Annotated in this window: 21 protein-coding genes; 19 read left to right on the top strand and 2 right to left on the bottom strand. The window is 56.5% G+C overall.

Translation table 11 applies throughout. The annotated features are described in order from the left end of the window. Positions 1–72 precede the first annotated feature (72 nt). Entirely contained in the window at positions 73–912 is an 840-nt protein-coding gene (locus tag LT85_RS22460; RefSeq protein WP_038493390.1) for an IclR family transcriptional regulator, read from the top strand. A 204-nt stretch (positions 913–1,116) separates the two neighbouring features. On the opposite strand, the gene LT85_RS22455 is transcribed toward LT85_RS22460, so the two are convergent. Further along, positions 1,117–1,524 (bottom strand): acyl-CoA thioesterase, encoded by a 408-nt coding sequence (locus LT85_RS22455; RefSeq protein ID WP_038493387.1) that lies wholly within the window; start codon positions 1,522–1,524, stop codon positions 1,117–1,119. A 185-nt stretch (positions 1,525–1,709) separates the two neighbouring features. On the opposite strand from LT85_RS22455, the gene LT85_RS22450 reads away from it, so the two are divergent. The 17 genes from LT85_RS22450 (at position 1,710) to coq7 (ending at position 19,449) form a co-directional block, all read left to right on the top strand. Further along, positions 1,710–3,599, top strand: a complete 1,890-nt coding sequence (locus LT85_RS22450) for an ABCB family ABC transporter ATP-binding protein/permease (RefSeq protein ID WP_038493384.1) — start codon at positions 1,710–1,712, stop codon at positions 3,597–3,599. Between the two features lie 190 nt (positions 3,600–3,789). Beyond that, positions 3,790–4,770 (top strand): LysR family transcriptional regulator, encoded by a 981-nt coding sequence (locus tag LT85_RS22445; protein WP_038493381.1) that lies wholly within the window; start codon positions 3,790–3,792, stop codon positions 4,768–4,770. Positions 4,771–4,976: 206 nt separating this feature from the next. Further along, positions 4,977–6,263 carry a Glu/Leu/Phe/Val family dehydrogenase gene (locus LT85_RS22440; protein ID WP_038493379.1) on the top strand — a complete coding sequence of 429 codons (1,287 nt, stop codon included), beginning with the start codon at positions 4,977–4,979 and terminating at the stop codon, positions 6,261–6,263. A 331-nt stretch (positions 6,264–6,594) separates the two neighbouring features. Further along, positions 6,595–7,434, top strand: a complete 840-nt coding sequence (locus LT85_RS22435) for an amino acid ABC transporter substrate-binding protein (RefSeq protein ID WP_081992845.1) — start codon at positions 6,595–6,597, stop codon at positions 7,432–7,434. A 197-nt stretch (positions 7,435–7,631) separates the two neighbouring features. Then, entirely contained in the window at positions 7,632–8,579 is a 948-nt protein-coding gene (locus tag LT85_RS22430) for an amino acid ABC transporter substrate-binding protein (protein ID WP_038493374.1), read from the top strand. Between the two features lie 178 nt (positions 8,580–8,757). Continuing rightward, entirely contained in the window at positions 8,758–9,510 is a 753-nt protein-coding gene (locus tag LT85_RS22425) for an amino acid ABC transporter permease (RefSeq protein ID WP_038493371.1), read from the top strand. Positions 9,511–9,512: 2 nt separating this feature from the next. Beyond that, entirely contained in the window at positions 9,513–10,208 is a 696-nt protein-coding gene (locus LT85_RS22420; RefSeq protein ID WP_038493368.1) for an amino acid ABC transporter permease, read from the top strand. Positions 10,209–10,281: 73 nt separating this feature from the next. After that, the gene (locus LT85_RS22415) at positions 10,282–11,007 is read left to right on the top strand and encodes an amino acid ABC transporter ATP-binding protein (protein ID WP_038493365.1); all 726 of its coding nucleotides are present in this window, start codon (positions 10,282–10,284) and stop codon (positions 11,005–11,007) included. Positions 11,008–11,177: 170 nt separating this feature from the next. Next, a complete protein-coding gene (locus LT85_RS22410) occupies positions 11,178–11,936 on the top strand; it encodes an AAA family ATPase (RefSeq protein WP_038493362.1) in 759 nt (252 codons plus the stop codon). Next, positions 11,929–12,963: a dihydroorotase gene (gene pyrC / locus LT85_RS22405; RefSeq protein ID WP_038497195.1), complete on the top strand. Its 1,035-nt coding sequence runs from the start codon at positions 11,929–11,931 to the stop codon at positions 12,961–12,963. The genes LT85_RS22410 and pyrC overlap by 8 nt, the downstream gene beginning before the upstream one ends. Before the next feature lie 141 nt (positions 12,964–13,104). Next, positions 13,105–13,725 carry an ANTAR domain-containing response regulator gene (locus LT85_RS22400; RefSeq protein ID WP_038493359.1) on the top strand — a complete coding sequence of 207 codons (621 nt, stop codon included), beginning with the start codon at positions 13,105–13,107 and terminating at the stop codon, positions 13,723–13,725. Positions 13,726–14,008: 283 nt separating this feature from the next. Further along, positions 14,009–15,295: a CmpA/NrtA family ABC transporter substrate-binding protein gene (locus tag LT85_RS22395; protein ID WP_052135400.1), complete on the top strand. Its 1,287-nt coding sequence runs from the start codon at positions 14,009–14,011 to the stop codon at positions 15,293–15,295. A gap of 155 nt (positions 15,296–15,450) precedes the next feature. Continuing rightward, entirely contained in the window at positions 15,451–16,257 is an 807-nt protein-coding gene (gene ntrB / locus LT85_RS22390) for a nitrate ABC transporter permease (RefSeq protein ID WP_437177303.1), read from the top strand. 23 nt (positions 16,258–16,280) lie between these two features. Further along, positions 16,281–17,087: an ABC transporter ATP-binding protein gene (locus LT85_RS22385; RefSeq protein ID WP_038493356.1), complete on the top strand. Its 807-nt coding sequence runs from the start codon at positions 16,281–16,283 to the stop codon at positions 17,085–17,087. Between the two features lie 13 nt (positions 17,088–17,100). Beyond that, positions 17,101–17,871 carry a uroporphyrinogen-III C-methyltransferase gene (gene cobA / locus LT85_RS22380; protein ID WP_038493353.1) on the top strand — a complete coding sequence of 257 codons (771 nt, stop codon included), beginning with the start codon at positions 17,101–17,103 and terminating at the stop codon, positions 17,869–17,871. 46 nt (positions 17,872–17,917) lie between these two features. Continuing rightward, positions 17,918–18,763: a DUF3025 domain-containing protein gene (locus LT85_RS22375; protein ID WP_052135399.1), complete on the top strand. Its 846-nt coding sequence runs from the start codon at positions 17,918–17,920 to the stop codon at positions 18,761–18,763. A 59-nt stretch (positions 18,764–18,822) separates the two neighbouring features. Next, entirely contained in the window at positions 18,823–19,449 is a 627-nt protein-coding gene (gene coq7 / locus LT85_RS22370; protein ID WP_038493350.1) for a 2-polyprenyl-3-methyl-6-methoxy-1,4-benzoquinone monooxygenase, read from the top strand. Between the two features lie 22 nt (positions 19,450–19,471). On the opposite strand, the gene LT85_RS22365 is transcribed toward coq7, so the two are convergent. Next, the gene (locus tag LT85_RS22365; protein ID WP_038493347.1) at positions 19,472–19,918 is read right to left on the bottom strand and encodes an OsmC family protein; all 447 of its coding nucleotides are present in this window, start codon (positions 19,916–19,918) and stop codon (positions 19,472–19,474) included. Between the two features lie 508 nt (positions 19,919–20,426). Between LT85_RS22365 and rplM the strand changes: the two genes are divergently transcribed. After that, complete coding sequence (rplM, locus tag LT85_RS22360) at positions 20,427–20,855, top strand: 50S ribosomal protein L13 (protein WP_014007943.1); 429 nt, start codon at positions 20,427–20,429, stop codon at positions 20,853–20,855. Positions 20,856–20,864 lie beyond the last annotated feature (9 nt).

Here is a 20,864-nt window from a genome sequence, read left to right as displayed (position 1 = left end):
TGATAGTCATCCCCTGTCAATATATGATACTATGTCCCAATATATGGGATTTATTGATTTGAAAGACGCGTGATGCGACAAACTCCAGACTCGCTTGATAACGCCGGCAACGCAGATGACGCCGTCGCTGCAGCGCCCACCGGGACCCAGACCTTGACGCGTGGACTGGCGGTGCTACAGGCGGTAGCCGGCGGCGCGCGCGACCTGAAAGACATCGCGCAACTGCTCGGCACGACGCGTAGTACTACACACCGGTTGGCCAACTGCCTGGTGCAGGAGCGCTTCCTGCGTTTTACGCCCAGCATCGGCTATGCACTGGGGCCGAAACTGATTGAACTGGGATTCCAGGCGCGCGATGAAGTTTCGCTGAGCGTGGTGGCTCGGCCTTATCTGGAGCGCTTGGCTGAACAGTCCGGCGATACGATTCACCTGGCTTTGCAAGATGCCGACGACGTACTCTATCTGGACAAGATTCCCGGCAAGAAGGGTTTGGAAATGCGTTCGCGGGTGGGGCATCGCATGCCTATCGCCACCACCGGCGTCGGCAAGGCGCTGATGCTGGGAATGAGCGAGGACGAATGGAAAAACCTGTACCAGAAGCGCAGCTCGGCTACCAGCGTCGATACTTCCCGCTTGCTGCCGAAGCGCAGCTGGGCCGAGTTTCGCGAGCAGATGCGCGAGTACGCTAAAGGCGGCTACGCTTTCGACCTGGAAGACAATGAACCGTCGATACGTTGTGTGGCGGCGCCGATCTACGACGCCAGCCACGCCATCGTCGCCGCCATCAGTGTCTCCAGCACGTTGCCTTACATGCCGCTTGAGCGGATGCAGTCACTGATTGCAGTGGTGCAGGCCGCGGCTGCCGGGATTTCAGGCGAATTGGGTGCGCATCAGGCCCCGGCGAGAAAGTAAGAGGCTGTTGCGAACACAGATGGCTAGGCGCTCCGACGAAGACAGTACGAGTAGTACGGCTAGGAGGGTGTAGCAGGGGTTTCAGGCGACACTGTCGTCTGCCTGCGGAACGCCCCGGGCTTGCAAGTCCGGGCGCGCCCTGCAAGGGCAACAACGCCAGGTGCGTTTGCAACAGCCTCTAAGTAGAAAATAGACAGAAACCAATCAAGGCGTGAGCTGAGGTAGCTTGCGCGGCTTGCGCTGGTCGTCGGTAGCGACATAGGTCAGCGTCGCTTCGGTCACTTTGACGATCTCCGTTTGCAGCCGGTTACGTTCCGCATAGACTTCGACGTTGACCGTGATCGAGGTATTGCCGACCTTGACGATCTCGGCGTAAAAAGACAGCAGGTCGCCGACAAATACCGGTTGCTTGAACAAGAAGGAGTTCACCGCAATGGTGGCGACGCGGCCATTGGCGCGGCGCGTGGCCGGCAGCGAGCCGGCGATGTCGACTTGTGCCATGATCCAACCGCCAAAGACGTCGCCGTGGACATTGGCGTCGGCCGGCATCGGCATCACGCGCAGTTGCGGCATGGCGCCAAGTGGTAATTGATTGTCGATTTGATCAGCCATCTTTTATTTTCCCCGAGAGCTACAATAGTCTGTTATGCCCGTAGCTTAAACCATTTATACCCAGGACTTACGCAAAACTGCCCTGACCGCGTTGCATCTCCTGGCCGACCATTCGTACTGTCTTCGTCGATGCGTCTTGCCAGAACGATTTTGCGTAAGTCCCTATACATAAAGATTGTCACCCTATGCGCCACCATTCCGCCCCACAGCCAGACGCCGCTGCCACCGCTACCAGCGGCGCCCAGCCCAAGCGCAGCGATTGGGCCACGCTCAAGACCTTGCTGCCCTATCTCTGGACCTATAAATGGCGGGTCTCGCTGGCATTGTTGTTCATGCTGGGCGCCAAGCTGGCCAATGTCGGCGTGCCGTTGGTCTTGAAGAAGCTGGTCGACAGCATGACCGTCACCGCCACGCATCCGCTGGCGTTGCTGGTGCTGCCATTGGGGATACTGGTGGCTTACGGCGCGCTACGCCTGAGCACCACCTTGTTCACCGAACTGCGCGAATTCGTCTTTGCCCGCGTCACCCAGCGCGCGGTGCGCACCATCGCCTTGCAGGTTTTCCGTCACCTGCATTCGCTGTCCTTGCGTTTCCATTTGAACCGACAGACCGGCGGCATGACGCGCGATATCGAACGCGGTACGCGCGGAATATCTTCTCTGGTGTCGTACGCCTTGTTCAGCATCTTGCCGACCCTGATTGAAATCTCTCTGGTGCTGGGCTACCTAGTGCTGCATTACGATATCTGGTTCGCCGGCATCACGGTAGTGGCGCTGGTCAGCTACATTGGTTTTACGGTGACGGTAACCGAATGGCGCACTCATTTCCGGCGCACCATGAACACACTGGATTCGAGCGCCAACACCAAAGCCATCGATTCGCTGATCAACTACGAGACCGTCAAGTATTTCGGCAATGAGGAATACGAAGCGCGACGCTACGACGACGGTCTAATGCGCTACGAAACGGCAGCGGTCAAATCGCAGACTTCGCTATCGCTGCTCAACACCGGGCAATCGCTGATCATCGCCATCGCGGTGACCCTGATTTTATGGCGTGCGACGCAGGGTGTAATCGACGGCAAGATGACTTTGGGCGACCTGGTACTGGTCAACTCTTTCATGATCCAACTGTACATCCCGCTGAATTTCCTCGGCGTGATTTACCGTGAAATCAAGCAGAGCCTGGCTGATATGGAAAGGCTGTTTCATTTGCTCGATGAGAATCGCGAAATCGCCGATGCGGAAGACGCACGGCCGCTGTTGACCGGTGGAGCGCAAGTACGTTTTTCACACGTCGATTTCAGCTACGAAAGCAAACGCCAGATTCTGTTCGATGTCGATTTCACGATAGCAGCAGGCACCACCACCGCCGTGGTCGGCCATAGCGGCTCCGGCAAGTCGACGTTGTCGCGTCTGCTGTTCCGCTTCTACGATATCAACAGCGGCCGCATCACCATCGACGGCCAGGATCTGCGCGACATTACGCAAGCCTCGTTGCGCCAGGCCATCGGCATCGTGCCGCAAGATACGGTGCTGTTCAACGACAGCATCGAGTACAACATTGCTTACGGCAAACCAGGCGCGAGCAAGGAAGAAATTATCGCAGTGGCCAAGGCTGCGCACATCCACGACTTCATCGAGTCGCTGCCGGATGGCTATAACTCGATGGTCGGCGAGCGCGGCCTGAAATTGTCCGGCGGCGAAAAACAGCGTGTCGCTATCGCCCGCACCTTGCTGAAGAATCCGGCTGTGCTGATATTCGATGAGGCGACTTCTGCGCTGGATTCGAAATCGGAGCAAGCAATCCAAGCGCAGCTCAAGGAAATCGCCAGGGACCGCACCACGCTCGTCATTGCGCACCGGCTATCGACGATTGCCGACGCCGCGCAGATCCTGGTGCTCGACCACGGTTGCATTATCGAACGCGGCACGCATGCGCAATTGCTGGCCGCAGACGGCGCTTATGCGCAAATGTGGTTGCGCCAGCAAGCGCATCCGGAGGAGGTGGGAATCGCATCGCCGTCGTCGCCGGACACCGATGGCTACGCTGAAAATGTGATTCGGATGGTGTAGCAGAGTGGGGTGAGAAAGAGTATCAGAACTACTCGGCACGTACATTGTTCTCTGTGATTTAAACGTTTTATCTAGTCTGTTGGGGACAGAGTAATTCGTCGCGCTGCGGCGACTCTTAAAGCCTACGCCGGCCGCCTCTTTCCCGAAAATATTTTTATCTCGAAATGCCGACTCGCGTTACGATAGCGGCATGGAAAGCAAATGGTTAGAAGACTTCATTTCGTTGGCGGAGACGCATAGTTTCAGCCGTTCGGCAGAATTGCGTCACGTCACGCAGCCGGCGTTTTCGCGCCGGATTCAATCGCTGGAGGCATGGCTGGGCGCCGACCTGATTGACCGCACTTCCTATCCGACGCGTCTGACGGCGGCAGGCGAAGTCTTTTACGAGCAGGCGCTGGAGATGCTCGGCCAGATCAACAACGCCCGCGCGCTGATGCGCGGCAAGCGGCCAACGGCCTTGAGTACGGTCGATTTCGCGGTGCCGCACACCTTGTCGCTGACCTACGTGCCGCGCTGGATTCGTGTGCTGGAAGAGGGGTTCGGCCCGCTCAATACGCGCTTGCTGGCGCTGAACGTACACGATGCGGTGATGGCGATGGTTGACGGCGGTTGTGATCTGCTGCTGTGCTACCACCATCCGCGCCAGCCGGTGCAACTCGATACCGGCCGCTACGACCTGATCACCCTTGGCAGCGAAGTGCTGCGTGCCTACGCCCATTGCAACAAGGCGGGCGAGCCCGATTATCGCTTTCCCGGCAGCGCGACCGCGCCTTTGCCGTTCCTCTCGTACACCAGCAATGCTTATCTCGGGCGTATGGTGGAACTGATCCTGGCCGACGCCAAAAAGCCGTTGTATCTTGAAAAACGCTATGAAACCGATATGGCGGAAGGCTTGAAAATGATGGCGCTGGAAGGCCATGGTGTGGCGTTCTTGCCGGAGTCCGCAGTGACGCGCGAGGTCAAGTTGAAGCAGCTGGCCAGCGTCGACCTGGGGGCGCCGGAATGGGAGGCGACGATGGAAATCCGTTTGTATCGCGAGCGCCCGACAGTGCAAAGACCAGGCAAGCCAGTGGTTGCACGCTTGTGGGCCTATCTGTTGCAACAGCAGGAGCTGGCGGCCAGGAACGCCAAGCGTAAAACCCCGATTCCGGCTATTTCCAGCCAGCGCTAGCGGCGTTGAGGGAGCAAGGAGTGACCATGCTTTCGGCATGGAAATTGCATAATAGATAATCATGCAAAAATTGCATAGTTACATGCGCACAAAGCATTGGCAATGCCCCATGCCGTTGTCCTACGATTCGCCACTAGATCGATTTCGCCCCTGCTGCAATCTTTCATACGGGGGCCGGTCTGCTACTTCCAGGAGCGCGCAAACGTATGACTATCAAGCACGAAGTTCCATCCTATCTCTCGCAACATGGCATCGGCCCATGGGGCGACTATCTCGAACAAATCGACCGCGTTACCCCTTATCTCGGCAACCTGGCCCGCTGGGTTGAAACCATGAAGCGTCCGAAGCGGATGCTGATCGTCGACGTCCCGATCGAACGTGACGACGGCACCATTGCCCACTTCGAAGGCTACCGGGTCCAGCACAATACATCGCGCGGCCCAGGCAAGGGCGGCGTACGTTTTCACCAGGACGTGACCCTGTCGGAAGTGATGGCGCTGTCGGCCTGGATGACGGTCAAGAACGCCGCTGTCAACGTGCCGTACGGCGGCGCCAAGGGCGGCATCCGGGTTGATCCGAAGACTCTGTCGCAAGGCGAGCTGCAACGCATGACGCGTCGCTACACCAGCGAGATTGGCATCATCATCGGCCCGAATAAAGACATTCCGGCGCCGGACGTCAACACCAACGAACAGATCATGGCATGGATGATGGATACCTATTCCATGAACCAGGGCAGCACGGCTTCAGGCGTGGTGACCGGCAAGCCGATTTCCCTGGGCGGAAGCCTGGGACGGCGCGAAGCCACTGGTCGCGGCGTATTCGTGGTTGGTTGCGAAGCAGCGGTCAAGCGCGGCCTGGATATCCATGGCGCCAAGATCGCGGTGCAGGGTTTCGGTAATGTCGGCAGCATTGCGGCGCGTTTGTTTTCGGAAGCCGGCGCCAAAGTGGTAGCGGTGCAAGATCATAAAACTACCATCGTGCGCGACAGCGGCCTGGACGTGGCGGCGTTGCAAGCCCACGTGCAGGAAACCGGCAGCGTTGCCGGTTTCAGCGGCGGCGATGAAGTCAGCGACCGTGCGCAGTTTTGGGCGGTGGATTGCGATATTTTGGTGCCTGCAGCGCTGGAACAGCAAATCACTGTTGAAAACGCCGGCAAGATCCGCGCCAAGATCATTCTCGAAGGCGCGAATGGTCCGACCAGCCCCGCAGCCGACGACATCCTGCATGAAAAAGGCGTGTTGATCGTTCCTGACGTGATCGCCAATGCCGGTGGCGTGACCGTGAGTTATTTCGAATGGGTACAGGACTTTTCCAGCTTTTTCTGGACCGAAGACGAAATCAATTTGCGCCTCACCCGCATCATGCGCGAAGCGTTCACAGCGGTTTGGCAATTGGCTGAGGAGAAGAAGGTCTCACTGCGTACCGCGGCGTTTATCGTTGCATGTACGCGGGTATTGCAGGCGCGCGAAATGCGCGGTTTGTATCCTTGATTGATGTCGCGCTAACTTGAAGTTATAGTCGAAATATTTTTGTACAAACGCAAACGGCAGCCGCCGTTTGCGTTTGTGGTATCTGGCCCCGGTAAAATTCGGGGCGTTTGCTTATCTAAGAGCGATGAAAGGCAATCGCCGCGGGCAGCTAAGCAGCTGGCTTGAATATTGCATGTTTAGCATATTCAGGACATAAAAATAGTTCGACAACATTAGCGCATATCAACGGGAGAACAGTGTGGACATCAGGGAATGTAGTGGCAGCGGCGTAACCGCGTGGCGTAAAAATGGCTTGGGCGTAGCATTGATCTTCAGCCTCGGTTTGAGTGCAATGACGGCGCATGCGGAAGACGTGCTAGCCAGGATCCGCGATAGCAAGACCATTACAATCGCGTACAGAGAGGCATCTTTTCCCTTCTCTTTTCTGGACCAGGATAAAAAACCGGTGGGCTACGCGATTGACCTGTGCTTGAAAATAGCAGATGCGGTAAAGCAACAATTAAAGTTGCCGCAATTGAATATCGCCTATGTACCGGTGACTTCGTCCAACCGTATCGATGTGATTTCGGGTGGAAAAGCGGATCTGGAATGCGGTTCGACCACGAATAACGCGGAGCGGCGCAAGAAGGTAGACTTCACCATTGCGCACTTCATGGCGTCGTCGCGCATGATCGTCAGGGTCGACGACAAGATCAAGAACTGGCCGGATCTGCGCGATAAAAGAGTGGTGACGACCAAAGGCACGACTAGCGTCAAATCGCTGGAAGACCGCGGCCAGGTCCGTTCGCTCAACATGACGGTGCTGGAAGGACACGACCACAACGAGTCGTTCAAGATGGTGGAAGACAAGAAGGCGGACGCTTTTGTGATGGATGACGTGCTGCTGTATGGCTTGAAAGCAACTGCCAAGGATCCGGCCGCTTATGCGATTGTCGGCGATCCTTTGACAACAGAGCCTTACGCTATCATGCTGCCGAAGGGCGATCCGGCATACAAAGCGCTAGTGGATCGCGAAATGGGCCGCATCATTCATGATGGCGAGATCTACAAGCTGTATTCAAAGTGGTTCCTGAGTGCGATACCGGCAAAAAATAATCTTACGTTGAACATGCCTATGGGCTATCTTTTTAGAGAGTCGTTGCGCTTCCCGTCAGATCATGTCGGAAATTAAGCCATAGCGCGCAGCGTGCCAAGTTGTAGCAAGAAGACAAGAACAAGAAAATCGATCGTTATTGACATTTTGTACAGGCGGGGAGGCCGGCATTTTTTGGAGGAGAGCTAAAAATAAACAATAAGCATAGGTATAAGTCTGCTGCGGCTGCAGTGAGTTTGTTAAACTATACAGATAATTTTTTAACGGGAGTTGCTATGATGTCATCGAAATTGGTCGTTGCTTTGGTTGGCCTGGGAGTGCTGGTTAGCTCCGTGCAAGCGCAAGAACTGACCGGAACACTCAAAAAAATCAAAGATACCGGCACCATTACCCTGGGTGTGCGCGATTCTTCCATTCCTTTTGCTTACCTGGATGACAAGCAATCGTATCAAGGCTATTCGATCGACCTGTGCCTGAAGGCCGCCACTGCGATTCAAAAGCAGCTGGGCATGACAGCACTGAACGTCAAGATGGTGCCAGTGACATCGGCTACCCGCGTTCCGCTGATCGCCAACGGCACAATCGACCTGTCCTGCGATTCCGCCACCAACAATGCTGATCGTCAAAAAGTTGTTTCTTTTGCCCCGACCATGTTCGTCACGGCAAACCGTATCCTGGCCAAGAAATCGTCCAACATCAAGACGCTGGATGATCTGAAGGGCAAGACGATCGTTTCGACTTCCGGCACGTCGAACCTGAAGCAGATCACGATCCTCAATGGCGAGCGCAACCTCGGCATGAACATCCTGGCTGCCAAGGACCACGCTGAAGCGTTCCTGATGGTTGAAACCGGCCGTGCAGTGGCGTTCGTGATGGATGACATCCTGTTGGCTTCGCTGGCAGCAAGCTCGCGTGCGCCTAACGACTATGCAATCACTACCGAAGCGCTGTCGGTTGAGCCATACGGCATCATCGAGCGCAAGGACGATCCTGCTTTCAAGGCAGCAGTCGACGGTGCGCTGACCAGCCTCTACAAATCGGGCGCGGTCAACGACATCTACGCAAAATGGTTCTTGAAGCCGATTCCTCCTAAAGGCGTCAACCTGAATGTGCCGATGAGCCCGCAATTGAAGGCGGCATTTGCCCATCCGACCGACTCCAGCGATCCGGCTGTGTACGCTGTCGTGCCAGAAGCGCAAAAACAATCGTTGAAGAAAAAATAAGATTGGCGATCTGAAGAAATGAAAGGGAGGCGTAAGCCTCCCCTTTTGTTTCTGGAATCAATTTGCTGCATTGCACAATTTTCATTGTCATATGCGCCGGATGGCAGTAGTTCCGGCGCACATTCAAGTGGTTTCAAGCAGTAGCGGCAGTGAGTTAGAGAGTGAGAGGGGACTTAATATGCATTACAACTGGAACTGGGGTATCTTCTGGCAAGAGTCTCCCGACGGTGTCAGCACTTACATGGACACCTTGCTGGCCGGTTTGAAATGGACGCTTGCGTTGTCTATTTCAGCCTGGATCATGGCGCTGGTCATCGGTACGGTGATCGGTACGATTCGCACCATGCCGAACAAGTGGGCAGTACGCCTGGCCAACGGCTACGTCGAACTATTTCGTAACATCCCATTAATCGTTCAGATGTTCCTCTGGTATTTCGTGATGCCGGAAATTGTACCTGCGAGCATTGGCAACTGGCTCAAAAGCCTGCCGAATGCGTCGTTCATTACCGCCTTCCTGGCGCTTGGTTTCTTTACGTCGTCGCGGATTGCCGTACAGGTCTCCGCTGGCATTAATGCACTGCCCCGTGGCCAAAAGCTGGCGGGTACTGCACTTGGTCTGACGTTGCCACAAACATATCGCTACGTATTGCTGCCGATGTCGTTCCGGATCATCATTCCGTCCCTGACCAACGAATTTGCAGCGATCATCAAGAACAGCTCGGTCGCATTGACCATCGGCCTGGTGGAACTGACTGCGGCGACTTATTCAATGCGTGAATTTACGTTCCAGACTTTCGAATCCCTGACTGGCGCTACAGTGATCTATGTGCTCATTTCGGGTATCGCCTTGTTGCTGGCCCGCTGGCTTGAAAAAGCCATTGCGATTCCAGGATTTATTGCCTCTGGCAGTGCGAACACAGGAGGCCATTAATCATGTTTTCGAATTTCGATTTTGACGTCATCCAGCGTTCCTGGTTCTACCTGTTCACCACCGGCATGAAGTTCACGCTGACACTGACACTGGTGGCGATGGTCGGCGGTATCTTGTTTGGCACCGTGCTGGCGATGATGCGTTTGTCGCACAGCAAGACCATCTCGCTGATCGCCACCAGCTATGTCAACCTGATCCGCTCGGTGCCGCTGGTGCTGGTGATTTTCTGGTTCTACTTCCTGGTGCCGTATATCGGCGCCTGGATCATCGGCGCGAAGGAACCGGTGCAGGTCGGCGCGTTTTCATCTGCGTTGATTACCTTCATCCTGTTTGAAGCAGCTTACTATTGCGAAATCATGCGTTCGGGGATCCAGTCGATTCCACGCGGCCAGGTTTCTGCCGGCTACGCGCTCGGCATGAACTACTGGCAGATGATGGGCAATGTGGTGCTGCCGCAAGCGTTCCGCAACATGATCCCGATCTTGCTGACGCAAACCATCGTGCTGTTCCAGGACGTCTCGCTGGTCTACGTGCTGGGCTCGGTACCGGACTTCGTTACCGTTGCCTCGAAGATCGCGCAGCGTGACGGCCGTCTGGTGGAAATGTATATGTTTGTCGCCGTGGTGTACTTCGTGATGAGCTTCGGTTTGTCGACGCTGGTCAAGAAGCTGCAGCACAAGGTTGCGATTATTCGATAAAGGACGGCAGCCTGTCCGTTGACGGGTAGGCTGCCACCTGCAAAACAGAATTCAGGAATTAGGAGAAATACTCATGATTAAGTTAGATAACGTCAGCAAATGGTACGGTCAGTTTCAAGTCTTGACCGATTGCACCACGCAAGTGGCCAAGGGCGACGTGGTCGTCGTGTGCGGACCGTCGGGTTCAGGTAAATCAACGCTGATCAAAACTGTCAACGGCCTCGAACCGTTTCAAAAGGGCGTGATCACGGTCGACGGCGTCTCGGTCGGCGATCCGAAAACCAACCTGTCGAAACTGCGTGCGCGCATCGGCATGGTGTTCCAGAATTTCGAACTGTTCCCGCACATGTCGATCCGTGAAAACCTGACTATCGGCCAGGTCAAGGTGCTCGGCCGTAGCCAGGATGAAGCGAACGAAAAGGGGTTGAAATACCTGGACCGCGTTGGCCTGATCGCACAGAAGGACAAGTTCCCAGGCCAGTTGTCGGGCGGCCAGCAGCAACGCGTGGCGATTGCCCGTGCGTTGTCGATGGATCCGATCGCAATGCTGTTCGACGAGCCGACTTCGGCCCTCGATCCGGAAATGATCAACGAAGTGCTGGACGTAATGGTCGGCCTGGCGCAAGAAGGCATGACCATGATGGTGGTTACACATGAAATGGGTTTCGCCAAGAAGGTCGCCAACCGCGTAGTGTTCATGGATAAAGGCCTGGTAGTAGAAGACTGCCGCAAGGAAGAGTTCTTCGGTGCGCCGCGCTCCGATCGCGCGCGTGACTTCCTGGCGAAGATCATTCACTGACCATCCGGATTTTTGCAGGATCAGAAGCCGTTCCGGATCAATACCGGGCGGCTTTTTTATTGCCCATCCGATCTTGGTTCGGAGCTGAGTCGTACAGGGAAAGCCAGGTCTTTCGCGGGGGTATTATCCCGGCTGCGGTAAAATGACGCCATCAAAACCTCCGCCGTACCATGCTCTCCGTCAAACCCTATCTGCGCAGTCTGAAACTCAATCCCGACATGGCGATTGACTACGATGCCTATCCTTTCAGCATTCCTGCGGTGCGGGAGCTGGAGCAGATCGAGTTTCATCCGGAGGTGACTTTCCTGGTGGGCGAGAATGGCGCAGGCAAATCGACCCTGATGGAAGCGATGGCGATTGCCTGGGGTTTCAACGCCGAAGGAGGCACCAGAAATGCGCGTTTCTCTACTGCCGATGCCCATTCCGAGTTGCACAGCTATCTGCGCACAGTGAAGAGTTTCAAACGGCCAAGGAATGGCTACTTCCTGCGCGCCGAGAGTTTTTTCAATCTGGCCACCTATGAAGAAGAATTGGAAGAGGGCGCTGGCCGGGTGCATCACTCCTATGGCGACAAGGGTTTGCACCGGCAATCGCATGGCGAGTCTTTCCTGGCGTTGCTGCAAAACAAATTCCAGCCTGATGGCTTTTACATGCTGGATGAACCCGAGGCCGCGCTTTCGCCCAACCGCCAACTGACGGCGCTGGCGATCATTCATAAGCTGGCGCAAGACCGCTGTCAGTTCATCATCGCCACGCATTCGCCGATTCTGCTTGCCTATCCGCATGCCAGGATCTATCTGCTGGACCAGAGCGGGCTGGCTGAAACCCGCTACGAAGACACCGAACACTATACGACTACCCGCCATTTCCTGAATAATCCGGCAGCCATGTTGGAGCAACTTTTTGCAGAAGAGAATGAAGATGACTGATACCTTGACCATTACCCGGCCCGACGACTGGCACTTGCACCTGCGCGACGGCGTCGCCATGGCGAGCGTGCTGCCGCACAGCGCGCGCCAGTTCGGCCGCGCCATCGTGATGCCTAACCTGAAGCCGCCGGTGACCACCACTGCACAGGCTGGGGCTTACCGCGAGCGCATCCTGGCGGCGCTGCCGTCTGATCTGGCGTTTGAACCCCTGATGACGCTGTACCTGACCAACAATACCCCGCCCGATGAAATCCGGCGCGCCAAGGACAGCGGCTTTGTGCATGCGGTAAAACTCTATCCGGCTGGCGCCACTACCAATTCGGATGCCGGTGTAACCGACTTGACCAAGTGCTACAAGACGCTGGAAACGATGCAGGAACTGGGCATGCCTTTCCTGGTGCATGGCGAAGTGACCGATCCGGCCATCGATATTTTCGATCGCGAAGCCGTTTTCATCGATCGCGTGATGCAGCCGTTGCGGCGCGACATGCCGGAGCTGAAAGTGGTGTTTGAGCACATCACCACCAAGGACGCGGCCCAGTACGTCGAGAGCGCTGACGGTCCGGTTGCCGCTACCGTCACGGCACATCATCTGCTGTACAACCGCAACGAAATCTTCAAGGGCGGGATTCGTCCGCATTATTACTGCCTGCCGGTATTGAAGCGCGAAGAACATCGCCAGGCGCTGGTGCGTGCGGTAACTTCCGGCAGCAAGCGCTTCTTCCTCGGTACCGACTCGGCGCCGCACCCCAAGGGTTTGAAAGAACACGCTTGCGGTTGCGCCGGCTGCTACACGGCCTTGCATGCGATGGAACTGTACGCACAAGCTTTCGACCAGGCCGGTGCGCTGGATCAGCTAGAAGCATTCGCCAGCTTTAACGGTCCGGCTTTCTATAACCTGCCGCGCAACCAAGGCAGCGTGACATTGAAACGCCAGCCCTGGACCTTGCCGGCCGAATTGCCTCTGGGCGAAACCACCGTGGTGCCCCTGAACGGTGGTGAAACAATCGATTGGCAGTTGATATAAAGTTATCAGGCCACCTCTCCGGTGGCCTGTCGCATCGACTTGGTGCGATTTTTGCATGCATGTACGGCAGGGATGGATAAAGGGGCTTCCATCCTGTCTAACCGTAACTCACTAAGTCATCTCCGGACGCGGGTTTCAAGCATGCAAAGTCTACGTATCGTTGTTGTCAATCCGGTCGCCATTGAGGGTGAAGACGACCCTGCGTTTGCGGTCCAGGCCGCGCGTGGCAAGGACTTGCGCATCGGTTTGCTGGAAGCCGGCTACAACATCGTCGCCTCGCTTCCGGCCGACCTTTATCTGCCTGAGAGAATTGCTCAGTTGCAACCTGACATGATCATCGTGGATGCCGAATCCAACGCCCGCGATGTACTGGAACACGTGGTGGTGGCAACCCGCGATGCGCGCCGTCCCATCGTCTTGTTTACCGAGGATGCAAAGACCTCCAGCATGGATGCCGCCATGGCCGCCGGAGTGTCCGCCTACATCGTGGCGGGTCTACAGACAGCGCGCATCAAGCCGGTACTGGATGTCGCTTTGGCGCGCTTCCGGCAAGAGCAGAAATCGCTTGCTGAGTTATCCGACACCAAGCTGAAACTGGCCGAGCGCAAAGTGCTGGAGCGGGCCAAAGGCTTGCTGATGGAGCACCATAAGCTGAGCGAGCAGGAGGCTTATCAAAAGCTGCGCCGGCTGGCAATGGACAAGAATCTGAAATTGTCCGAGGTGGCCCAACGCATTATCGACGCCGCCGATTTGCTGGGCTAAAACAAGCTGGCCAGATGGTCAGACATTCAACAGCAATGCCCGAAAATCGTGAGCACATTTGGTGCGACGCACAAAGCAAGTGCGCTTTCCGGGTGAGAAACGCGCGCTTTGTCGCAAAAAATCCTGGCACGTGGTTTGCATATAAACATTCAAGCGCCAACGATGGCGTCGCTGGAATCGGCTAACGGTGGTCCTTTCCACATAAGACAAAGGTGTCTTTCCACATGACTGGTGCATTGTGGAACGACGCCTTTTTTGTTTGCCGAAACCAAGGGGCCGTGCGATGGATGTAGAGAATGTGTTGCCGCAGGATGATCTGGATACAAGCCTGGCTGTCGATGGCAAGCGCCGCCAACTATTACAGACCGCGACACTCGCGGCAGGAGCCAGCATGTTGGGATTATCGAGCACTGCAACCGGAGCCTGGGCCGCCGGCTCGGACAAACCGGAAAAAACCGAAGTCAAGATCGGTTTCATTCCTCTCACCGACTGCGCCTCCGTCGTGATGGCGTCGCTGCTCGGCTTCGACAAGAAATACGGCATCAAGATCGTCCTCAGCAAGGAAGCTTCCTGGGCAGGCGTGCGCGACAAGTTGGCCAACGGCGAACTGGATGGCGCGCACGTGTTGTCTGGTTTGATCTACGGCGTGCAGATGGGCATCGGCGGACAAAAGAAAGACATGGCGATCCTGATGGGACTGAACAATAACGGCCAGGCGATCACTTTGTCGAAAAAACTGGCTGACAAGGGGGCGGTCGACGGCGCTTCGCTGGCCAAGCTGATGACCAGCGACAAGCGCGAATATACCTTCGCGCAGACTTTCCCGACTGGCACGCACGCCATGTGGCTGTATTACTGGCTGGCCGCCAACGGCGTTAATCCGCTCAAGGACGCCAAAGTTATCACCGTGCCGCCGCCGCAGATGGTGGCGAATATGCGGGTCGGTAACATGGATGGTTTCTGTGTTGGCGAGCCATGGGGCCACAGGGCGATTGTCGACGGCGTCGGCGTCACCGCCATCACCACGCAAGAGATCTGGAAAGACCATCCGGAAAAAGTACTAGGCGCCACCGCCGAGTTTGCCGCCAAGAATCCGAATACCTGCCGTGCACTGATTGCGGCGGTGCTGGAAGCCGGCAGGTGGATTGACGCCTCGCTCGCCAACAAGAACAAGATGGCTGAAGCGATTGCCGATAAATCCTATGTCAATACCAGCAAGGATGTGATCGACCAGCGAATCATGGGGCGTTACCAGAACGGCCTGGGCAAGACCTGGGACGACCCGAACTACATGAAATTCTACAACGACGGCCTGGTCAATTTCCCTTATCTGTCGGACGGCATGTGGTTCATGACGCAGCACCGGCGCTGGGGTTTGCTGAAGACCGATCCGGACTACCTGGCGGTGGCAAAGTCGGTCAGCCAGATCGCTCTCTACAAGGACGCCGCGGCGATGACGAATACGCCGGTGCCGAAGGATGTATTGCGTACCTCGAAGCTGATGGATGGCGTGGTGTGGGATGGCAAGAATCCGCAAGCCTATGCCGCGTCGTTCAAGATCCATGCATGACATGGTCCGGCAGTCGCCGGGCCATGGATTATCCGGGAGCGAATATGAATGCAATCATGGATACAACGGCGAATGCAAACCGCCAGGCGGCGATCATGGATAGCGCCGGGCATGAAGCGAAAGCACCGGTCGATACGGCCGCCGCGCCGCGGCCAATGCTGAAAACAATCAAGCGGCGCAGCAGCGCACCTTCCTGGCTGATGCAAATCATTGCGCCGCTGCTCGGACTGGCGTTCCTGGTGCTGGTCTGGCAGATCATTGCGATGAACAACAGACAGTTCCCGACGCCGCTGCTGACCTTGCAGGAAGCGTTCAAACTATTTTCAGATCCGTTCTACCGCACCAGTCCCAACGACCAGGGCATCGGCTGGAATATCCTGGCTTCGCTGCAGCGTGTCGGCGTCGGCTTCGGCCTGGCGGCTCTGGTCGGGATTCCACTCGGCTTCATGATCGGCCGCTTCGCATTCTTGTCGAGCATGTTCGGACCCATTATCAGTTTGCTGAAGCCCGTGTCGCCGCTGGCCTGGCTGCCGATTGGTTTGCTAGTGTTCAAGTCGGCCAACCCGGCGGCCATCTGGTCAATCTTCATCTGCTCGATCTGGCCGATGGTGATCAATACCGCGATCGGTGTGCAGAGAGTGCCGCAGGACTACATGAATGTAGCGCGGGTGCTGAACCTGTCGGAGTGGAAAATCATCACCAAGATTCTCTTCCCTTCGGTCCTGCCTTACATGCTGACCGGTGTACGGCTGGCGATCGGCACCGCATGGCTGGTCATCGTGGCGGCGGAAATGCTGACGGGGGGCGTCGGTATCGGCTTCTGGGTCTGGGATGAATGGAACAACCTGAACGTGCCACACATCATCATCGCGATTGTGGTGATCGGCGTGGTCGGTTTGCTGCTGGAGCAATTGCTGGTGGCATTGGCTAAGGCGTTTACTTACGAACAGGTTGCGAGCTAGCAATCACATCAGCGAGGAAGAGCATGGAACAGCGCGACGCTAGATTCATCGATATCCATCAGGCCGAGATGGTATTCAACACCCGCAAAGGCCCGTTTCATGCGCTGTGCGATATCAACCTGACAGTGCGCAAGGGCGAGTTTGTGACGCTGATCGGTCATTCGGGTTGCGGCAAGTCGACCTTGTTGAATCTCATTGCCGGTTTACTGATGCCGAGCGGGGGCGTATTGATTTGCGCGGGTCGTGAAATCGGTGGACCGTCGCCTGAGCGTGCGGTGGTGTTCCAGAATCATTCGCTGCTGCCGTGGCTGACCTGCCATGAAAACATCTACCTCGGCGTCGAACGCGTATTTGGCGCGACCGAAAACAGGAACGCCCTGAAGGAACGCACCAAGGCCGCGCTGGCGATGGTGGGTTTGACGGCGGCGGGAAAAAAACGCCCGCACGAAATTTCCGGCGGCATGAAGCAACGGGTCGGTATTGCGCGGGCGCTGGCAATGGAGCCAAAGGTGTTGCTGATGGATGAACCGTTCGGTGCACTGGATGCTTTGACGCGCGCCCATTTGCAGGACGAGTTGTTGAAGATTGTCGCCAAGACCGAATCGACGGTTGTGATGGTGACCCATGATGTCGACGAAGCAGTGCTGTTGTCGGACCGCATCGTGATGATGACGAATGGTCCAGCAGCCACTATCGGCGAGATTGTGCAAGTAAGGCTGGCGCGGCCACGGGAACGGGTGACGCTGGCGCAGGATCCGCTATATGCAGAATACCGTACCTCGGTGCTGGAATTCCTGTATCGAAAACAGACGCATCCGGTGGCGGCTTAGCGTGGAGGCAGATATGCAGCGACAAGGCAAAGTCATATTGGTTGGAGCGGGACCGGGCGATCCTGACCTGCTGACGCTGAAAGCAGTCAAGGCGATTGCCCGCGCCGACGTGCTGCTGGTGGACGATCTGGTCAATCCCGAGATCCTGCAGCATGCGCACGAGGGTGCGCGCATCATCCACGTTGGCAAGCGCGGCGGTTGCCAGTCGACCTCGCAAGAATTCATCCAGCGCCTGATGGTACTGGAGGCGCAAAACGGACAATGCGTGGTGCGCTTGAAGGGTGGCGATCCTTACCTGTTCGGCCGCGGTGGTGAAGAGCGCGCCTATCTGCGCGATGCCGGCGTGGCAGTCGATGTGGTGCCGGGCATTACCAGCGGCATGGCGGCTGCCGCCAGTATCGGCGTTGCAGCAACCCATCGCGACTATAGCCAGGGTGTGATTTTCGTCACTGGCCATGGCAAGAGCGATGCGGTGCAGCCGAACTGGCCTGCGCTGGTCGCGGCCGGGATGACTCTGGTGATCTATATGGGTGTTGCTCGCTGTCGGCAATTGCAGCGCAATCTGCCGGATGCCGGCATGGCCGGAAGCATGCCTGTCGCAGTGGTGCGATCGGCAACGCTGGCGTCGCAAGCGCAGTTGCTGACCTGTCTCGATCGGCTGCCGCAGGACCTGCAGGAGAGCGGTCTTGGTAGCCCCAGCATTATTGTTATCGGCGAAGTGGTCCGCTGTGCCGATGCATTGGCTGATATTGTGCCGGAAAAACTGCAGCAGGCGCCAATCTGAGCCTGGCATTGGCGCTTGGCTAAGCGCGATGTAAAATGCGCGGCAAATGACTACACCCGCCGCTCCCGATTCGTTCGACTCATCCGCATTGTTCCTGCGTGCAATTGACTGGTCGCAACCGTGGCTCGCGCCGTTTCGTGTTCTTGGCAGGCAGTTGAGCGCCGCCACAGATTGGAGGCAGGCGTTGAACGCGGTTGTGCAAGCGCGTTGTATTCATAATTACCAAGGCTTGCCGCTCAATTTTGTGGCGCAAGCCGAGCTACCCGCCGCAGTGGCTTACGAAGCATTTATCGGCAGTAGCGGCAAAGTGCCAACTCGTGACAATCTCCATGATTTCCTGAATGCCTTGATCTGGCTCTCTTTCCCGGCCATCAAGGCGCGCCTGAACGCATTGCAGGCCGCCGAGCTGGCGCGGGCCGGTACGTTGTCCGGCAGCAGCAAGCCGCGCGGCGCGACGCGCGATGCAGCCACTATCTTTGATGAGAATGCAGCTTTGCTGTTGGTGCGTGACAACGCTGCCGGGCAAGCGCTGACGACGGCTTTGCGCAACCATCAATGGACCGACGCATTTGTCGAACAACGAGCTGCGTTTGGCGTGGATGCCGAGGTCTGGTTGTTCGGCCATGCCTTGCTGGAAAAACTGGTGCGTCCGTACAAGGCGATTACCGCACATACCTTGGTGATCAGCGCGCCAGAGTTTTACTTTTCACTGGGCGAAGATGCCAAGCGCGGTTGGATCGACCAACAGATCGCCGCCGACCTGGCGCAGCACGGCTCTCTGGTCAGGCGTCTGACACCGTTGCCGGTACTCGGCGTGCCGGGATGGTGCGCCGGACAAGACGACGGTTTTTATGCAGATAGCGCGGTGTTTCGTCCAAAGCGCGTCAAATGACACCGATGACACCGGCCTGATAAAATTCAGGCCACTGACCTTTATAGACAATTCCCAGCATGCCATTCCTAGACAAAGCCATCGCCGATTTCGACAACGCCTTGCGCGTCATTACCGGGCAAGCCTCGGCATCGCGACCGAGCCCGGCTTTGCAGGCCTCTGACGGTGTGCTGGATGCGGGCGAGCAGCGCCATAGCGCCGGCCTGATGCGCATCAATCATGTCGGTGAAGTGTGCGCCCAGGCTTTGTATGATGCGCAAGGCCGTTTTGCGCAAGGCGAGCCGATCAAGCAGCAGTTTGCCGAAGCGGGCAGGGAAGAGGAAGACCATTTAGCCTGGACTGCGGAACGCTTGCGTGAACTGGGTTCGCATGTCAGCTTGCTCAATCCCTTGTGGTACGCTGGTTCCTACGCACTGGGGACGCTGGCGGCGCGGCTGGGCGACGTGCGCAGCCTGAGCTTTGTCTCGGAAACCGAACGCCAGGTGGAAAAGCACTTGAACAGCCATCTGGAGAAATTGCCGCTACAAGACGCCAAGTCGCGCGCTATCGTCGAGCAGATGCGTGACGACGAGATCGCCCATGGCGAGGCGGCGCGTACGCTTGGCGGGGCTGAAATGCCGTTGCCGGCGCAAAAGGCGATGCAGGCGATGTCGAAAGTGATGACGACGGTCGCCTATTACATCTGAATAGTCTGCAGCCGTCGATTGCTTAGGCGTTAGCTGGCATTTCCGCCAGGTCGTCGATGATCTCGAACGAATGGGTCATCTCGGCGGTTTTTTCCAGCATGATCGAGGCCGAGCAGTATTTCTCGTGCGACAACTTGATCGCACGCTCAACCAGATTTGGCTTGAGGTTGCGTCCGCGCACGGTGAAGTGGAAATGGATCTTGGTGAATACCTTGGGTTCTTTCTCGGCCCGCTCCGATTTCAGCGTGACGTCGCAGCCGCGCACATCCTGATGGCTTTTGCGCAAGATCAGCACCACGTCATAGGCGGTGCAGCCGCCGGTGCCGGCCAGTACCACTTCCATCGGCCGTGGTGCCAGGTCGCGGCCGCCGCCATCCGGGGCGCCATCCATCGTCAACAGGTGGCCGGAGCCGGTTTCTGCTAAAAAAGTCATGCCGGACAAGCCGGTCCAGCGTACTGTGCATTCCATAGGATCTCGCGGGCTGTTTGTGTGTCGCGATATTCTAACTGCTCTGGACGGATGTGGTTCAGGCGCGATTTTGTTGTCGCAGGGGAAATTCAGGCAGTATTATTGGTAAAATCCCTTATTTTTCTACCTTGCGACGCACAATTCCGTTTGCTAAGATGGTTTATCGATTGCTGGAGTTGATGTTGGGCAATCAATCGTGTCTCCTCCACCCCTCCACAGGAGTGGATTTAAACCCGATGCCTATGTGCAGATCGGGTTTTCTTTTGCCCGGAGTTGTTTCCCCGGCTGGCGCAATAACAACAATTCCTAGCGCAAGTGCCGATAATTTTCAATCAGTTTGACGCCAAGTCCTTGAAAAGGCTATAATTTACGGCTTTTCCGTTTGCTCAGGGAAAGATAACAAGGAAGAGTCTGTCGCTGATGCAGGGCGAAAATCCGGTCTAACAACCAGGTTTCCGATAGCGGTGGAACCACCATTTGAGCGAATTAAACTAGTTAGGAAGTCAACATGAAAACTTTTTCCGCTAAGGGCCATGAAGTCCAGCGTGATTGGTTCGTGATTGACGCGACGGACAAAGTCCTCGGACGTGTTGCCAGCGAAGTGGCACTCCGACTGCGCGGCAAACACAAACCGGAATTTACTCCACACGTTGATACCGGCGATTTCATCGTCGTCATCAATGCAGGCAAACTGCGCGTCACTGGCGCCAAGGCAACCGACAAGACATATTTCCGTCACTCCGGTTACCCAGGCGGCATCTACGAAACAAATTTCCAGAAAATGCAACAGCGTTTTCCAGGTCGTGCGCTGGAAAAAGCGGTCAAGGGCATGCTGCCTAAGGGTCCGCTTGGCTACGCCATGATCAAGAAGCTCAAAGTGTACGCAGATGGCAGCCATCCGCACACCGCGCAGCAACCTAAAGCACTTGAACTCTAAGGAATAGAC

It is taken from the genome of Collimonas arenae (assembly GCF_000786695.1).
Classification (GTDB): Bacteria; Pseudomonadota; Gammaproteobacteria; order Burkholderiales; family Burkholderiaceae_D; genus Collimonas; species Collimonas arenae_A.
The sequence above is the reverse complement of the archived record's forward strand: the minus strand, read 5'-3'. Positions and strand labels throughout refer to the sequence as shown.

Bases quoted from the DNA above. Each gene is read 5' to 3' on its own strand.
- rplM (WP_014007943.1), top strand. From the start codon at position 20,427: ATGAAAACTTTTTCCGCTAAGGGCCATGAAGTCCAGCGTGATTGGTTC.
- LT85_RS22375 (WP_052135399.1), top strand. From the start codon at position 17,918: ATGACTACACCCGCCGCTCCCGATTCGTTCGACTCATCCGCATTGTTC.
- LT85_RS22395 (WP_052135400.1), top strand. From the start codon at position 14,009: ATGGATGTAGAGAATGTGTTGCCGCAGGATGATCTGGATACAAGCCTG.
- LT85_RS22425 (WP_038493371.1), top strand. From the start codon at position 8,758: ATGCATTACAACTGGAACTGGGGTATCTTCTGGCAAGAGTCTCCCGAC.
- LT85_RS22435 (WP_081992845.1), top strand. From the start codon at position 6,595: ATGACGGCGCATGCGGAAGACGTGCTAGCCAGGATCCGCGATAGCAAG.
- LT85_RS22455 (WP_038493387.1), bottom strand. From the start codon at position 1,524: ATGGCTGATCAAATCGACAATCAATTACCACTTGGCGCCATGCCGCAA.
- LT85_RS22410 (WP_038493362.1), top strand. From the start codon at position 11,178: ATGCTCTCCGTCAAACCCTATCTGCGCAGTCTGAAACTCAATCCCGAC.
- LT85_RS22400 (WP_038493359.1), top strand. From the start codon at position 13,105: ATGCAAAGTCTACGTATCGTTGTTGTCAATCCGGTCGCCATTGAGGGT.
- LT85_RS22420 (WP_038493368.1), top strand. From the start codon at position 9,513: ATGTTTTCGAATTTCGATTTTGACGTCATCCAGCGTTCCTGGTTCTAC.
- LT85_RS22365 (WP_038493347.1), bottom strand. From the start codon at position 19,918: ATGGAATGCACAGTACGCTGGACCGGCTTGTCCGGCATGACTTTTTTA.
- cobA (WP_038493353.1), top strand. From the start codon at position 17,101: ATGCAGCGACAAGGCAAAGTCATATTGGTTGGAGCGGGACCGGGCGAT.
- LT85_RS22440 (WP_038493379.1), top strand. From the start codon at position 4,977: ATGACTATCAAGCACGAAGTTCCATCCTATCTCTCGCAACATGGCATC.
- LT85_RS22460 (WP_038493390.1), top strand. From the start codon at position 73: ATGCGACAAACTCCAGACTCGCTTGATAACGCCGGCAACGCAGATGAC.
- LT85_RS22445 (WP_038493381.1), top strand. From the start codon at position 3,790: ATGGAAAGCAAATGGTTAGAAGACTTCATTTCGTTGGCGGAGACGCAT.
- coq7 (WP_038493350.1), top strand. From the start codon at position 18,823: ATGCCATTCCTAGACAAAGCCATCGCCGATTTCGACAACGCCTTGCGC.
- pyrC (WP_038497195.1), top strand. From the start codon at position 11,929: ATGACTGATACCTTGACCATTACCCGGCCCGACGACTGGCACTTGCAC.
- LT85_RS22450 (WP_038493384.1), top strand. From the start codon at position 1,710: ATGCGCCACCATTCCGCCCCACAGCCAGACGCCGCTGCCACCGCTACC.
- ntrB (WP_437177303.1), top strand. From the start codon at position 15,451: ATGCTGAAAACAATCAAGCGGCGCAGCAGCGCACCTTCCTGGCTGATG.
- LT85_RS22430 (WP_038493374.1), top strand. From the start codon at position 7,632: ATGATGTCATCGAAATTGGTCGTTGCTTTGGTTGGCCTGGGAGTGCTG.
- LT85_RS22385 (WP_038493356.1), top strand. From the start codon at position 16,281: ATGGAACAGCGCGACGCTAGATTCATCGATATCCATCAGGCCGAGATG.
- LT85_RS22415 (WP_038493365.1), top strand. From the start codon at position 10,282: ATGATTAAGTTAGATAACGTCAGCAAATGGTACGGTCAGTTTCAAGTC.